Source organism: Marinobacter litoralis (genome assembly GCF_003336705.1).
GTDB classification, from domain to species: Bacteria; Pseudomonadota; Gammaproteobacteria; order Pseudomonadales; family Oleiphilaceae; genus Marinobacter; species Marinobacter litoralis.
On record NZ_QMDL01000001.1, the window covers coordinates 132,770 to 147,563 of the forward strand.

Annotated in this window: 14 protein-coding genes and 1 CRISPR repeat array; of the genes, 8 read left to right on the forward strand and 6 right to left on the reverse strand. The window is 55.2% G+C overall.

The genetic code is table 11. The features are described 5' to 3' along the window. The first annotated feature begins 2 nt into the window (after positions 1 to 2). From cas5c to cas2, 8 genes are read left to right on the forward strand one after another with little or no spacing between them, the layout of a single operon-like run. Positions 3 to 662, forward strand: coding sequence for a type I-C CRISPR-associated protein Cas5c (gene cas5c / locus DOQ08_RS00650; protein WP_114332986.1), 660 nt, complete (start codon positions 3 to 5; stop codon positions 660 to 662). After that, positions 659 to 2,446, forward strand: a complete 1,788-nt coding sequence (gene cas8c / locus DOQ08_RS00655; RefSeq protein WP_114332987.1) for a type I-C CRISPR-associated protein Cas8c/Csd1 — start codon at positions 659 to 661, stop codon at positions 2,444 to 2,446. The genes cas5c and cas8c overlap by 4 nt, the downstream gene beginning before the upstream one ends. Then, the gene (gene cas7c, locus DOQ08_RS00660; protein WP_114332988.1) at positions 2,443 to 3,315 is read left to right on the forward strand and encodes a type I-C CRISPR-associated protein Cas7/Csd2; all 873 of its coding nucleotides are present in this window, start codon (positions 2,443 to 2,445) and stop codon (positions 3,313 to 3,315) included. Before cas8c ends, cas7c begins: the two co-directional genes overlap by 4 nt. A 51-nt stretch (positions 3,316 to 3,366) precedes the next feature. Next, positions 3,367 to 3,654 (forward strand): DUF4258 domain-containing protein, encoded by a 288-nt coding sequence (locus DOQ08_RS16210; protein WP_114332989.1) that lies wholly within the window; start codon positions 3,367 to 3,369, stop codon positions 3,652 to 3,654. Then, positions 3,655 to 3,879, forward strand: coding sequence for a type II toxin-antitoxin system MqsA family antitoxin (locus tag DOQ08_RS00670; RefSeq protein ID WP_114332990.1), 225 nt, complete (start codon positions 3,655 to 3,657; stop codon positions 3,877 to 3,879). Positions 3,880 to 3,895: 16 nt separating this feature from the next. Beyond that, the gene (cas4, locus tag DOQ08_RS00675; RefSeq protein WP_114332991.1) at positions 3,896 to 4,522 is read left to right on the forward strand and encodes a CRISPR-associated protein Cas4; all 627 of its coding nucleotides are present in this window, start codon (positions 3,896 to 3,898) and stop codon (positions 4,520 to 4,522) included. Continuing rightward, entirely contained in the window at positions 4,519 to 5,538 is a 1,020-nt protein-coding gene (gene cas1c / locus DOQ08_RS00680) for a type I-C CRISPR-associated endonuclease Cas1c (protein WP_114332992.1), read from the forward strand. The genes cas4 and cas1c overlap by 4 nt, the downstream gene beginning before the upstream one ends. 12 nt (positions 5,539 to 5,550) lie before the next feature. Then, positions 5,551 to 5,844: a CRISPR-associated endonuclease Cas2 gene (gene cas2, locus DOQ08_RS00685; RefSeq protein ID WP_114332993.1), complete on the forward strand. Its 294-nt coding sequence runs from the start codon at positions 5,551 to 5,553 to the stop codon at positions 5,842 to 5,844. A 178-nt stretch (positions 5,845 to 6,022) separates the two neighbouring features. Then, positions 6,023 to 7,374: direct repeats of the CRISPR family, unit length 32 nt; unit sequence GTCGCGCCCCCCGCGGGCGCGTGGATTGAAAC. A gap of 454 nt (positions 7,375 to 7,828) precedes the next feature. Here the strand turns inward: cas2 and choV are convergent. The 6 genes from choV to betI all read right to left on the reverse strand — a co-directional run bounded on the left by choV (position 7,829) and on the right by betI (position 14,752). Then, positions 7,829 to 9,010, reverse strand: a complete 1,182-nt coding sequence (gene choV, locus DOQ08_RS00690; RefSeq protein ID WP_114332994.1) for a choline ABC transporter ATP-binding protein — start codon at positions 9,008 to 9,010, stop codon at positions 7,829 to 7,831. Beyond that, positions 9,007 to 9,855 carry a choline ABC transporter permease subunit gene (choW, locus tag DOQ08_RS00695; protein ID WP_114332995.1) on the reverse strand — a complete coding sequence of 283 codons (849 nt, stop codon included), beginning with the start codon at positions 9,853 to 9,855 and terminating at the stop codon, positions 9,007 to 9,009. The genes choV and choW overlap by 4 nt, the downstream gene beginning before the upstream one ends. A gap of 139 nt (positions 9,856 to 9,994) precedes the next feature. Next, positions 9,995 to 10,927, reverse strand: coding sequence for a choline ABC transporter substrate-binding protein (locus tag DOQ08_RS00700; protein WP_114332996.1), 933 nt, complete (start codon positions 10,925 to 10,927; stop codon positions 9,995 to 9,997). A gap of 34 nt (positions 10,928 to 10,961) precedes the next feature. Continuing rightward, positions 10,962 to 12,644 carry a choline dehydrogenase gene (betA, locus tag DOQ08_RS00705; RefSeq protein WP_114332997.1) on the reverse strand — a complete coding sequence of 561 codons (1,683 nt, stop codon included), beginning with the start codon at positions 12,642 to 12,644 and terminating at the stop codon, positions 10,962 to 10,964. Positions 12,645 to 12,692: 48 nt separating this feature from the next. Beyond that, positions 12,693 to 14,156 carry a betaine-aldehyde dehydrogenase gene (gene betB, locus DOQ08_RS00710; protein WP_114332998.1) on the reverse strand — a complete coding sequence of 488 codons (1,464 nt, stop codon included), beginning with the start codon at positions 14,154 to 14,156 and terminating at the stop codon, positions 12,693 to 12,695. Beyond that, the gene (gene betI, locus DOQ08_RS00715) at positions 14,156 to 14,752 is read right to left on the reverse strand and encodes a transcriptional regulator BetI (RefSeq protein ID WP_114332999.1); all 597 of its coding nucleotides are present in this window, start codon (positions 14,750 to 14,752) and stop codon (positions 14,156 to 14,158) included. Before betI ends, betB begins: the two co-directional genes overlap by 1 nt. Between the last annotated feature and the right edge of the window lie 42 nt (positions 14,753 to 14,794).

A 14,794-nucleotide genomic window follows, 5' to 3' on the forward strand; every position in this document is an offset into this window, starting at 1 on the left:
TTATGGCATTTTGCCTGGAAGTCAGCGGAGAATTCGCCTGCTTTACAAGGCCGGAAATGAAAGTGGAGCGGGTGAGTTACGACGTGATTACGCCTTCGGCCGCACGGGCTATTTTTGAGGCCATTCTGTGGAAACCGGCTATTCAGTGGCAGATATCCAAAATAGAGGTACTCAACCCCATCAAATGGATGAACCTGCGCCGCAATGAGGTGGAATCCATCGTGTCTACGCGAACGGCTCAGACAGCAATGAAGAGCGGCGAAGGGCATTTGGGAATCTATGTGGACGAGCAGCGCCAGCAGCGTGCAAGCTTGTTGCTGAAAGATGTCCGCTACCGGCTCCACGGAGAGTTTCAACTGACGGACAACGCTGGTCCGCAGGACTCAGCCGCAAAGTTTGCCGATATGTTTCGCCGCCGCGCAGAAAAAGGTCAATGTTTCAATCAACCCTATCTGGGGTGTCGTGAATTCAGTTGTGACTTTGAATTGGTGGACGCAACTCGCGGCCCCGATCCCATTCAAGACTCCCCAGATCTTGGGTTCATGCTGTACGACCTGGACTACTCTGATCCCACCTCACCAAAGCCATTGTTCTTCAGGGCAAAAATGGAGAATGGCGTGGTGACGGTGCCTGACCGCTATAGCGGGGAGGTGAGGGGATGATTCTTCAGGCGTTGTGCGAATACTACGACCGAAGGCAGGCAGCAGGAAATCCGTTGCCGCCAATCGGGTTTGAGGAAAAGGAAATTCCATTTGTCATTGTGCTAACCCCGGAAGGTAAATTTGTTCAGCTAAAAGATACCCGCGAGTTCCAGGAAAAAGGCAAGGCCATCGCCAAGACGTTCACGGTTCCACAAGGGGTTAAGCGCAGTGGAGCCAAGTCATACGAAACGGCTTACTGCCTCTGGGATCATTTTGGATACGTGCTGAATCAACCCAAAGTGCCTAAGCCGGGCGCTACTCCTTCCGCAAAAGAAGTGGATATGGCAGAAAAGCAGCACCAGGCGTTTGTGGGCTTTGTGGGCCAGCTTCATGCCGAGTTGCCGAACGATGAGAGTGTCCGTGCCGTTAATACCTTCCTGCATAAAGAGGCCGAAAAAGAAAAAGTTCGACAGTCTGCCGAGTTTCAGGAATGCCTGAAAATTTCCGGATGCAACTTAACCTTTCAGTTGAGTACCGAAAACCACCTTGTCTGCCAGTCGCCCGCTGTCAGGCAGTGGATTGGTGAACAACCTCTGGATACCGAAAATCAGGATGGGATCTGCCTGGTAACCGGCGCGCAAACCAAAATTGCACGCCTGCACCCCGCCGTAAAAGGCGTTTGGGGAGCCCAGATGGCCGGTGCCAATATAGTCTCGTTCAACATCGACTCCTTCAATTCTTGGGGAAAGGACAAAGGCAACAACGCGCCGATAGGCGAAGAAGCCGCCTTCAAATACACCACGGCCCTTAATCAGCTGCTGCGAACCAACAGTCCCCAGCGACTCCAGCTCAACGATACCTCTGTGGTCTGGTGGTCATCTGGCGACAACCCGATTGAAAGAAATTTCCCGGCATTCTTTAACGATGCACCCAAAGACGATCCGGACAGAGGTGCCCGTGCTGTCAGGCAACTGTTAGAAAGCATTCACACTAGTGCCTTTATCGAGAGCACCGTTTCGGAGCGTTTTTACCTTCTGGGCTTGTCTCCCAATGCCGCCAGAATTGCGGTGCGTTTTTGGCTGGTTGGCACTGTTGCGGAATTCGGCCAACAGCTGGCCCAGTGGTTCCGCGATATAGAAATTGCCAGCAAAAATGCAGATTACCCTCCGCTGAAACCACTACTGCGATCAACAGCGCTGCTGGGAAAAGACGAAAACCTGCCGCCTCACCTGGTTGGTGAAACAGTTCGTGCAATTCTAATGGGGCTGCCGTTACCAGCGAGCCTTATGCAGAGCGTCATCAAACGGATCAAAGCAGAACAAGGGGAAGTTACCCCCTATCGAGCGCGGCTAATCAAAGCCTTCCTGAACCGCTCCTATCGTCATCAGAACATTACCAATAAGGATGTGACTATGGCCTACAACCCTGAAGAAAAACGGATTGGTTACCGCCTAGGATGCCTGTTTGCCGTGTTGGAAAAGCTGCAGTCAGATGCCAATCCGGGTCTTAACGCGACCATCCGGGACCGTTATTACAGCAGTGCCAGCTGTAACCCGAAATCGGTCTTCGGCACCTTGATGCGGCTGCACGCTCACCACTTGAAAAAGCTGCCACATCGCGGTCAACAGGTAGTCGCCGAAAAACGCATTGGAGAAATCATGGCAGACATTAACGAATTTCCAGCCCACCTCAGCCTTGAGGAACAGGGGCTATTTGCCATCGGCTACTACCATCAGCGCCAGGTACTGTTTACCAAGCAAACCAAAGAACAAGCAATTAATGAACCTGAAGGAGTTGAAGCATGAGCCTGAATCACCGTTACGAGTTTGTGTACCTCTTTGATGTAAAAGACGGCAACCCGAATGGGGATCCGGATGCTGGCAATCTGCCGCGAGTGGATGCCGAAACAGGGCAGGGGCTGGTCACCGATGTGTGCCTGAAGCGCAAGGTTCGCAACTACGTGGGAATGGTCAAAGAAGAAACCCCGCCATTTGAAATTTATATCAAGGAAAAAGCGGTACTGAACAAAAACAACCTTCGGGCTTACGAGGCGCTTGAGCTAAAGCATGAGTCGAAAAAGCTGCCCAAAAAAGCCGAGGATGCCAAAAACGTAACCCGGTGGATGTGCCAGAATTTCTTCGATATCCGCACGTTTGGTGCCGTGATGTCTACCGATGTGAATACTGGCCAGGTTCGAGGACCTGTACAGATGAATTTCGCCCGAAGCGTTGAGCCAGTGGTGAGTGCAGAGCACAGCATCACGAGAATGGCCGTAACCACCGAAAAAGAAGCCGAAGCTCAGAGTGGTGACAACCGAACTATGGGCCGAAAGTTCACAATTCCTTATGGCCTTTATCGCTGCCACGGCTTCATTTCGGCAAATCTGGCCAAGCAAACCGGTTTTGGCGAAGAAGATCTTGAGCTGTTCTGGGATGCGCTCGTGAATATGTTTGACCATGACCGGTCGGCTAGCCGGGGAGAAATGTCGGCCTGCGCCTTGCTGGTGTTCAAGCACGATTCAGTGCTTGGGAATGCCCCGGCTCGAATACTGTTTGAGCTGGTCGATGTAAAACGGAAAACAGAAGGCCCAGCCCGTGACTTCAGTGATTACGAGGTGACCATTGATGAGGACAAGTTGCCTGCCGGGGTGGAGTTGCTTAAATACCTGGATTAGGTGAGAGCAACCAACTGATCAAGAACAAGTGTTACGGAGTGGCATTCAGGGATGAAGCAATGCACATCAGTTAAGTTCAGTGGTCATGCGCTCAGGAGAATGTTTGACAGAAAGCTGTCTACTGAGGAAGTTATATTCACTATTCAAACTGGAGAAACGATAAAAGGCTATCCTGATGATAAACCTTACCCAAGTGAGTTGCGACTGGGGTGGGTAAATGGCAAGCCGGTTCACGTTGTTGTTGCACAGAATCAGGGAAACAATGAATGTTATGTGATAACTGCTTACGTGCCGTCACCAGAAATCTGGAGTGACGACTTCAAGATCAGGAGAAGTTGAATGAATTGCTCAATCTGTAAAAGCGGGGAAACTCATCCCGGTACTACGACAGTCACCTTGACACGAGGTGAAGCGACAATCGTTGTCAAAAATGTACCCGCAGATGTGTGCGATAACTGCGGTGAGTATTACCTGGACGATGCAACCTCTGCAAAAATTCTGAGCCTGGCGGAAGAAGCCATCAAGCAGAATCATGAGGTAGAAGTCATCCAGTTTGCTGCCTGATGGAAGGCTTCTGGCTATGCAAGATGAAAAGCTCATACCGCTTTCCGCGTTGCAACACTTCGCTTTTTGCCCCCGGCAATGCGCCCTCATACACAATGAGCAGGCCTGGGCCGAGAACTGGCTGACGGCGCAAGGGCAGGTGTTGCATCAGCGAGTCGACAGGGGAGAGCCGGAAACCCGCAAGGGTATTCGCTATGAACGGGGTGTGCTGGTCAGTGCGGAATCGCTGGGAATAACCGGCAAGCTGGATCTGGTAGAGATTGAACTTTCAACTGGAAGCATGAAGCCGGTTGAATATAAAAGAGGCAGGCCCAAGCGGGATAACTGGGATCGCATCCAGCTTTGTGCACAAGGGCTTTGTCTTGAAGAAATGCGCGGTCGGCCGGTTCGTTCTGGCGCGCTTTGGTATTGGCAAACGCGGCACAGGGATGAGGTGGAATTCACATCCGAGCTGAGAGAGGAAACCGTGGCCGCGATCCGGGGTGTGAGGGACTTGCTGGTTAGCGGGCAGACACCTAAAGCGGTTTACGAGAAAAAGTGTGACGCCTGTTCACTTTACGATTTGTGTAACCCAAAGCTGCTGGGGCGTGACGGTAGCGCCCGTTATGTAGACGATCTGTTCAAGGAGGTGGACGAACAGTGAAAAAGCTGCAAAACAGTCTCTACATCACCCGGCAGGGTTCGTATGTTCACAAAGAACGCGAGACCGTTGTAATTGAACATGAACGTAAAAAGCTGATGCAGGTGCCAATTCATTCGGTTTCAGGGATGTTTTGCTTTGGCAATGTGCTTGTTTCACCAGCACTGATGGGGTTCTGCGGGGAGAAGGGCGTAAACCTTGCTTTCTTCACTGAATATGGCCGTTTTTATGGCAGGTTGCAGGGGGAAAAGTCAGGGAATGTCCTGCTCCGGCGAGCTCAATATAATGCGAATAAAACCACCAGTCTTGAAATAGCACGGTCAATCGTTGCTGCAAAACTGGTGGGAAGTCGAAACGTACTCCTGAGGCACCAGCGTAATCACGGCCCTACGGATTCATTATCAAACGCTACAAAGCATCTTGCAGCTTCCATTCGACAAGCAAAGCATATTGATAATTTGGACTCTCTTCGTGGCATTGAAGGGGATGCAGCTGCAAGATATTTTGCGGTATTCGGAGAGTTGATCAATGCGGGTTCCCGCAATGACTTCCTGTTTGCCGGGAGAAACAGACGACCTCCCCGTGATGCTGCCAATGCACTATTGTCATTCGTATATTCAATTTTGGGACAGGATATTAGTGCTGCACTTAACGGGGTGGGTCTAGACCCACAAGTGGGGTTCTTGCACGCTGATCGTCCAGGGCGGGATAGTCTGGCTCAGGATTTGCTCGAAGAGTTCCGGCCATGGCTTGCTGACAGATTGGTTTTGAGCCTGATCAACCGAAAACAATTGCGTGCGAAAGACTTTATTACGGAATCTTCCGGCGCTGTCCGGATGACCGATGAAGCTCGTAAGACACTGCTTGTAAGTTACCAAGAAAGAAAACAGCAAGAAGTGATGCACCCGTTCCTGAAAGAAAAAGTGCCTATCGGAATCATTCCCCATATCCAGGCAATGTTGCTCGCCCGCCATCTCAGGCAGGATTTAGAGAAGTATCCACCGTGCGTTATGCGATAGGAACAGCCCACTATGATGGTTCTGATCACCTACGATATTTCAATGGAAGATCCAGACGGGCCTCGGCGCCTGAGGAGAGTAGCAAAAGCATGTCTGGATTATGGTGTGCGGGTTCAATATTCCGTATTTGAATGTGAGGTTGATGCCGCTCAGTGGACGTTTTTCAGGGACGAGCTATTAAGTCTGTATAACGAAGAAAAGGATAGCCTCAGATTCTATAAGTTAGGTAAAAACTGGAAAAGTCGTATTGAACATCACGGAGCAAAGCCCGCTCCAGATATATTCCGAGATGCGATGATTCTTTGATCGCTAACCGTTAGTGCTCCTTAAAATCCCAGGATGTTAGCGAAAGACCAGAGCCTAGATGGTGCCTGGCCTTTTGTCTTTTTAGTGCTTTTCTGTATTGCTGCCTATTCATATTGTAAAAGGTGTTAGCGGAAATACAGGAATGGCTCCTTCGAACTCAATAAGTTACGCTAGAGCAGTCGCGCCCCCCGCGGGCGCGTGGATTGAAACTGGTGACGCTCTACGGCGTCATGTGCTGGCTGGTGTCGCGCCCCCCGCGGGCGCGTGGATTGAAACAATTCGCTCGGAAACGAGATCAAGCTGGACGATGTCGCGCCCCCCGCGGGCGCGTGGATTGAAACCGGCGATGGGAGGATCTATCACAGACACGCTGCGTCGCGCCCCCCGCGGGCGCGTGGATTGAAACTCGATTGGTGTATAATGGTACTAGCTCAAGTCAAGTCGCGCCCCCCGCGGGCGCGTGGATTGAAACTAGCGATACGGTGCCAAAAGGCTCAGCTCCGATCGTCGCGCCCCCCGCGGGCGCGTGGATTGAAACAGGGTTCCGACCTTGTGTCGTATCTGACCCCTCGTCGCGCCCCCCGCGGGCGCGTGGATTGAAACGGGTTTTATCCATCCAAGATCACAGACGATAAAGGGTCGCGCCCCCCGCGGGCGCGTGGATTGAAACGATACCGAGAGTTACGTGCAGCCACTCATGGCGCACGTCGCGCCCCCCGCGGGCGCGTGGATTGAAACTCGGATTTCTGTGAATGACTACACCCTAGCAGGGAGTCGCGCCCCCCGCGGGCGCGTGGATTGAAACAGGCTCAGATTCTCCAGTATTCCGAGCGTTCAACGTCGCGCCCCCCGCGGGCGCGTGGATTGAAACTCCTACAAGTTGCCAGTGCTTGAAAAAATCATTGGTCGCGCCCCCCGCGGGCGCGTGGATTGAAACAGTGTAGCCTCAGCCGGATTGTCTGACCGGAGCCGTCGCGCCCCCCGCGGGCGCGTGGATTGAAACATTTTCGTAGATGTTGGCAAGTGCCACAGCCAAAGTCGCGCCCCCCGCGGGCGCGTGGATTGAAACTCCTGTCCGGGTGTTATTTTAGAGATGTTACGCCAGTCGCGCCCCCCGCGGGCGCGTGGATTGAAACTATTTACCATGAGGCTACCCCTTATGTTGGTTTTGTCGCGCCCCCCGCGGGCGCGTGGATTGAAACTTGTCGTAATTGGCGGTTGGCGCTTTGGTAGGTTGTCGCGCCCCCCGCGGGCGCGTGGATTGAAACTACGATCTCCTGCAAGCGCAGGACGGGAGCACACGTCGCGCCCCCCGCGGGCGCGTGGATTGAAACAAGCCGAGACGTTAACAACTACGTGGCGGTCACGTCGCGCCCCCCGCGGGCGCGTGGATTGAAACATGAAAGGCCCTTTGTACGGCTTTATCTGGCAAGTCGCGCCCCCCGCGGGCGCGTGGATTGAAACTCGGCAACCTGAAGCGTGACGGCCTGATCGCCAAGTCGCGCCCCCCGCGGGCGCGTGGATTGAAACGCCAAGACCACGCACAACGGCCAGCCGTGCGGCGTCGCGCCCCCGCGGGCGCGTGGATTGAAACAGCGATGGGAGCGCGAACGTCAAAGCGAAGAACGTCGCGCCCCACGCGGATTGACATGTCCCTTTAAACAACCTTTGGGCTTAGGTTTTCATTTTGGGAAGAAGCTTGTCGATCGATGGTGTGCTGAACAACTTCAGTGTGAGCCGGTAGATTATGCTTTTTTTACTAGAGTTCTCGAGACAGCGAGGTTTGATGATCGTTATCGGTGGCCGGCCGTTTTAGGGAAAAGGAGGGCTTTGGGCGTAGCAGTTCGTGTAACCTGAGGTTCCTGTAGCGAACCGTAGGTTGCCAATAAGCGGGGCGAGGCTGAGTGCCCCGTTCCCGCCGATCTGTTTGGCCATGCTTTGTAACTTGCTACCGATTAAGAATCTTGGCTGCGAAAAGCTCGCCCTAGTTATCATCCAGATGCTTCCCCAGCATGGCGTGGTAAAGCTCCCTGTCTCCAATAGCCCCTGTGATTTGTCCGCCTTCTTCAACCAGCAGGCTGTGGCCGGTGAAGTAGCGGATTTCCACGGCATCGCGCAGTGGTGTATTCGGTGCGATGCGGGTTGGCTGCTTGGCTAAACTCTCGATGGCTTGGCCCTCTTGCCAGGATTGAGTCTGGAAGGTTTGGCCGTTGCTGGTAACCACCGCCTTCTCCGCTAATTCGGGCGTGTGCAGCCAGATGTCGTAGCGCTTGTTCAGGCAACGATTGCCTTGGGCATCTTCCTGAATTTCGCCAATCGGCAGGGCTAGCGAACGGGCGGCCAGAACGTTCAGCGGGTTGGTGCTGGCCACGAAACTCTTCACGTAATCGTTTTCGGGGTGCAGTACGATGGATTCGGGCTTGCCATGCTGAACGATTTGACCGTCCTTCATGATGGCAATGTGAGAGCCCAGTTTCAGTGCTTCATCCAAATCGTGGCTCACGAAAACGATGGTTTTTTGCAGTTCGTCCTGCAGGCTCAACAGCTCATCCTGCAACTGGTGGCGGATCAGTGGGTCCAGTGCCGAGAAAGGTTCATCCATCAGCAGTATTTCGGATTCCGTGGCCAGCGCCCGGGCCAGTCCCACACGCTGGCGCATGCCGCCGGAAAGCTCATCCGGGCGGCACTTGGCCCAGGCTGAAAGACCGACCAATTCCAGTTGGCGAGCGACTTTTTTCCGGCGCTTGGCCTTGCTCATCCCTTGCAGCTCCAAGCCGAAGGCCACGTTGTCTTCAACGGTCAGCCAAGGCATTAGAGCAAAGCTCTGGAACACCATGGAAATGCGCCGGGTACGGATGTCGCGCTGCACTTTTTCGCTGGCTTGAGTGAAGTCCACCATCTCGCCATCGTGCTCAATGCGGATGGCACCACTGGTGACTTCGTTCAGGCCGTTCACGCAGCGCAGCAGGCTTGATTTTCCGGAACCGGACAGCCCCATCAAGACGCAGATTTCGCCTTTTTTCACGCTCAGGTTGGCGTTTTGGACACCCACCACCAAGCCGGTTTGCTCACGAATCGCAGCTCTGTCCAGGCCTTGTTCAATCAGAGGCAACGCCTGTTTGGGCTGTTTGCCGAAGACGACGTTGACGTTTTCGAATTCGATCATTGTGTGGGCTCCCCAGCGTTACGTTGGCGGAAAAAACGGTCCATCCAGATAGCCAGCAATACAATGGCCAGTCCGGCTTCAAAACCTTTACCGATGTCGACGGTGTTCAGGGCGCGAACAACCGGCACACCTAAGCCATCAGCCCCGACCAGCGCAGCGATCACCACCATCGATAGGGACAGCATGATGCACTGGGTAATACCGGCACCGATGGAACTCATAGCGGCGGGCAGCTCGACTTTGAGCAGCAGTTGGCGGTTGGTGCAGCCGAACGATTTGCCGGCTTCAACCAACTCGTTCGGCACTTGAGAAATGCCCAGGTAGGTCAGCCGTACCGGAGCGGCGATGGCGAAAATAACGGTGGAAATGACGCCGGGCACAACGCCCAGGCCGAATAGGGTCAAGGTCGGAATCAGGTACACAAACGGAGGAATGGTTTGCATAAGGTCCAGAACTGGCTGCAGGAACTTGTACAGCCATTCGCTGTGGGCGGCCCATATGCCCAGAGGGATGCCAATCACCACGCACAGTAGAGTGGCGTAAAGCACCAGCGATAGCGTGGCCATGGTGTCTTCCCAATAGCCAATGTTCCAGATCAGAAGAAAGCTGAAGGCGGTAAAAAGTGTGAGGCCCCAGCGGCGATGGCGCAGATGGGCAGCCACGGTCAAAAGGAGTACAAGGGCGGCGGGCGGTATCCAGAGAAGGGCATCGGTCAGCCCGTGAATCATGCTTTGTAAGCCTTCGGATACAGCGTCAAAAAAGCCGCTGAAATTGATGACTAGAAAATCAACAACGTCTTCCATGAAGTCGCCGAAAGGCAGTTGATGCTCAGTTATCCAGTTCATGGTTTTCTGTCTTTTTGGGTGCGGGCAATGCCCGCACGGGATGTGAATGGTATCGGAACTTCAGATCAAGCGCCCCGGGCTGATGCCCGGGGCTTACTTGTATAAGCCGCGGTGGTGTTGGTTTAACACCCCGGGAGCTTTACTGCTTGAGGTAGGCTTTTACCGCAGGCAGTGCGTCTTCACCGTTCAGAGTGGTAACGCCGTCCAGCCAGCTGGTCAGCACGTCAGGGTTGTTGGCCAGCCAGGCGTGGGCAGCATCACGTGGCTCTTCACCGTCGTTCAGAATGGCGCCCATCACTTCGTTCTCCATGGTGAGCGTGAACTTCATGTTTTTCAGCAAGGTGCCGACGTTCGGGCATTCGTTCAGGTAGTTCTTGCGCACGTTGGTACGAACAGTGGCACCGCCGTAGTTGGGGCCAAAGAAATCGTCGCCACCGTCCAGATACGCCAGGTCATAGTTGGCGTTCATCGGGTGCGGTTCCCACGCCAGGAAAACCACCCACTGGTTGCGGCGAACAGAGCGGCTAACCTGTGACAGCATGCCGGCTTCGCTGGATTCAACCACACGGAAGTCGCCAAGACCGAAGGCATCCTGATCAACCATTTCCTGGATCAGTCGGTTACCGTCGTTGCCCGGCTCAATGCCGTAGATGCGTTCATTGAACTCATCTGCGTGCTTGGCGATGTCAGTAAAGTTGGTTACGCCTGCGTCGTACACAAACTGAGGTACGGCTAAGGTGTATTTCGCGCCTTCGAGGTTGGTGATCACGTTTTCAACATCACCGCTTTCGAGGTAAGGGCGAACATCGCCTTCCATGGTCGGCATCCAGTTACCCAGGAACACGTCGATGTCTTTGTTCTTGAGTGAGCGGTAGGTTACCGGCACGGACAGCACTTTTGCGCTGGGCTCGTACCCCATCGCTTCCAGTATCTCGGAAGCGAGCGCGGTGGTGGCAGTGATGTCGGTCCAGCCGACATCGGCAAAACGAACCGCTTTACATTCAGGGTTTGGGGCTGCCATGGCAGCGCCGCTCATTGCGAGGCCTGCACAGGCCAACATGATCTTCTTCATAGTCGTTCTCCTTTCTTGATTCTTTGTCACGGTCTTATCGTTGTGCGTTTTTCCAGTCAGGGTGCTCCCAGGCGGGGGCTGACGAAGGGGGCAGCAGCTCGCGGCCGAGGATGTGGTCGGCGCATTTTTCTGCCAGCATGATGGTGGGCGCGTTCAGGTTGCCGCTCACCACGCTCGGCATGATGGAGGCATCCACCACCCGCAGGTTGCTCACGCCGTACACCCGGGCTTCTTCATCAACAACGGCCATGGGGTCATCGGCTGCGCCCATTTTGCAGGTGCAGGACGGGTGGTAAGCGCTGTCTGCGTATTCCCGAACGAAGGCATCGATGTCTTCGTCTGTGGTGGCGCTGGCTCCCGGGCGGAGCTCTTCACCCCGGAACGGATCGAAGGCCGATTGGGCGAAAATCTCGCGGGTCAGCTTGATGCTTTGGCGCATTTCCCAGCGATCCCGCTCGGTGCTGAGCAATTTAGGGTCGATGATCGGGTGATCGGTCGGGTCGGCGGATCTCAGTTTCAGGAAACCGCGACTGGTCGGGCGCATGGGGCCCACATGGGCTTGGTAGCCGTGGCATTCCGCGTCTTTCCGGCCGTGGTCGATAACCTGAGACGGCAAGAAGTGGTATTGGATGTCCGGGTGCTGTACGCCCGCTTCAGAGCGGATAAAGCCTCCAGCTTCCAGGTGTGCAGTCCGGCATGCGCCCCAGTCGTGGTTCAGGAACCACTTCACGCCGGCGATGGTTTTGCCCGGCTGGGTGGTGTACTTGTAGAGCGTAACCGGCTGGGTGGACTTGTGCTGAACGTAGATTTCCAGGTGGTCCTGCAGGTTTTTACCAACGCCTGGGCGGTCGGCCACAACAGGAATGTTGTGCTCTTTCAGTTCGTCTGCCGCACCGATGCCAGACAGCATCAACAGCTGTGGCGAGTTGATGGCACCGCCGCTGACAATGACTTCTTTGCGGGCCGCTACGCGAATGGTCTTGCCGCTCTGGATGTACTCAACGCCCACCGCTTTTTCGCCTTCAAACAGGATGCGGGTGGTCATGGCGCCGGTTTCGGCCGTCAGGTTCGGCCGGTTCAGTGCGGGCCGCAAGTAGGCCTGAGCGGCGCTCCAGCGTTTGCCTTTGCGAATGGTCATATCCATTTCGCCGAAGCCTTCCTGCTGGTAGCCGTTCATGTCTTCAGTATAGGGGTAGCCGGCTTGTTTGGTCGCTTCCAGGAACGCGCCGAACAGCGGGTTGGGTTCGTCACCGGTATGGACGTTCAGGGGGCCATCGCCGCCACGGTAATCGTCAGCACCCTTTTCCCGGCTTTCGGCCTTGCGGAAGTAGGGCAGTACGTCCTGATAGCGCCAGCCTTTCGCGCCTTCATCGTGCCAGCGGTCGTAGTCGTAGGCGTGGCCGCGGATGTATACCATTGCGTTCAGGGTAGAGCCGCCACCCCAGACTTTGCCGCGGGGCCAGTACAGTTTGCGGTTGTTGAGATATTCTTGCGGCTCGGTGTGGTAGTACCAGTTGTACTTGTCGTCCATGAGGTTGTACATGAGTGCCGCAGGCATGTGGATTTTCCAGGTGTCGTCGCGGCGGCCCGCTTCCAGCACCAACACCTGGTGCTCACCGCTTTCGCTCAACCGGTTGGCCAGCACGCAGCCGGCAGAGCCGGTGCCCACAACCACGTAGTCAAATTCATTATCAAACTTCAAAGCTGTCTCCTTCATACGGATGCGGGCAAGCAGCCCGCAGCGATATTCGTTGGAATGAGGGGGTCAGAACGGTGCCTCAAGTGGCGCCATGCCGACGTAGATGGATTTGGTCTGGGTATAGTGGGCGAGAGTTTCGCGTCCATTCTCGCGACCCAGCCCGGAGAGCTTGTAACCCCCTACGGGCATTTCGGCGGGTGAGGCGCCAAAGCTGTTGATCCAGCAAATGCCGGCTTCAAGCTGATGAATCACACGATGAGCGCGGGTGGTGTCGGTGGTGAATACCGCCGCTGCCAGGCCGTAGTCGGTGTCGTTGGCGCGCTGAATCACTTCTTCTTCGGTGTCAAACGGCAGGATCGACATCACCGGGCCAAAGATTTCTTCCCGCACGATGGTCATGTCATCGGTGCAGTCGGCGAATATCGTCGGCGCTACAAAATAGCCACCTTCAAAGCCGGCTGGCTGAAGAGTTGTACCGCCGGTTAGCAGGCGCGCTCCTTCAGCTTTTGCGCTATCGATGTATTTCATCACCAAATCGCGATGCTTGGCGCTGATCAGAGAGCCGAAGTTGGTGTCGGGGTGTTCTGGGTCTCCGGCGATGATGTTGTTCTCGGTACGTCGCACCAGCTGGTCAATGAAGGCGTCGTAGATCGAACGCTGAACGAATACGCGAGTGCCGTTGGTGCAGACTTCGCCTTGCGTGTAGAAGTTGCCCAGCATGGCGGCCGATACGGCTTGTTCGAGGTCGGTGTCTTCAAACACGACCAACGGTGATTTGCCGCCCAGCTCCATGGTCACGGATTTCAGCGAGGATGCAGAGTCGGCCATGACGGTGCGGCCCGTTTTCGCTTCACCGGTGAAAGAAACTTTGGCGATGGCGGGTTCGGCCGTCAGCATTTGGCCCACTCGGTAGTCGCCTTGAATCACGTTAAACACGCCGGCCGGTACGCCAGCTTCGATGTAGATTTCGGCCAGTTTGATCGCGCCCAGCGGGGTTTCTTCTGACGGCTTGAAGATCATGCTGTTGCCGCAGGCCAGTGCCGGCGCGGATTTCCAGCAGGCGATCTGCAGCGGGTAGTTCCAGGCACCGATGCCGGCGCAGATGCCCAACGGTTCGCGGCGGGTGTAGAAAAAGTCCGGCCCCAAGTGCTGGCTTTCGCCGGTGATGCTGGAGGCTTGGCCTGCGAAGTATTCCACCGAATCGGCACCGGTTACTACGTCTACTACGCTGGCCTCCTGCCAGGGCTTGCCGGTATCCAGTACCTCGATTTTCGCCAGTGCATCGTTGCGCTCGCGCAGGATATTGGCGGCGCGGTTAAGAATGCGCCCGCGCTCCAGACCGCTCATCGCGGACCAGGCGTTAAAACCTACCCGAGCGCTCTCAACGGCGGCTTTCATCACGGATTCGTCGGCTTGTTCCACCTGATAGATCACTTTGCCGGTTGCCGGGTTCACGACATCAAACCGCTCACCGCTTTGATTGGCCATGGGTTGGCCGTTAATAAACGATTGATAAATGGGCAGCGTCATCAGGAGGCTCCGTTGTTTGCTTGAATGGCTTGGTCGATATAGGTTTTGCACAGAGTGACGGCTTGCGAGGGCTCAATGCGGCCTTCACTCATGGCCGCTCGTAGCCAGAAGCCGTCAATCAGAGCTGCGATGGTTTGAGCGGTGCTGCGCACTTGGGGCTCTGGCATCAGCTCACGCAAATAGAACATCAGGTTGGACAGCAGGCGACGTTCGTTCACGCGCTGTAAGCGCATGAGGTCCGGGCTGTGCATGGCTTGGGTCCAGAACGCCAGCCAGGTTTTGGAGGACTGGGCGTGGGTCTGAACGCCGGAGAAGTTGGCATCGACAATGGCCATCAACCGTTCCCGGGGTGTATTGGGCCGATCGGCCATCAGTTTCGACACGTCTTGCTGCAGTGAAGACAGCAAGTGCCTCATGGTTGCCTCGAGCAGGCCCTGCTTGCCGCCGAAGTAGTGGCTGACAATGCCCACAGACAGGCCTGAAACCGCAGCGATTTTCCCGATCGTTGCGCCTTGAAACCCATGCTCTTCAATGATCTGCAGCGTTGCGTCGATCAGTTGCTGACGCCGAATTGTTTCTATTCCGATTCTTGCCATGAGTCCTCGGCTCCACTCGCCCTGAATACCTGTTCAACTTTT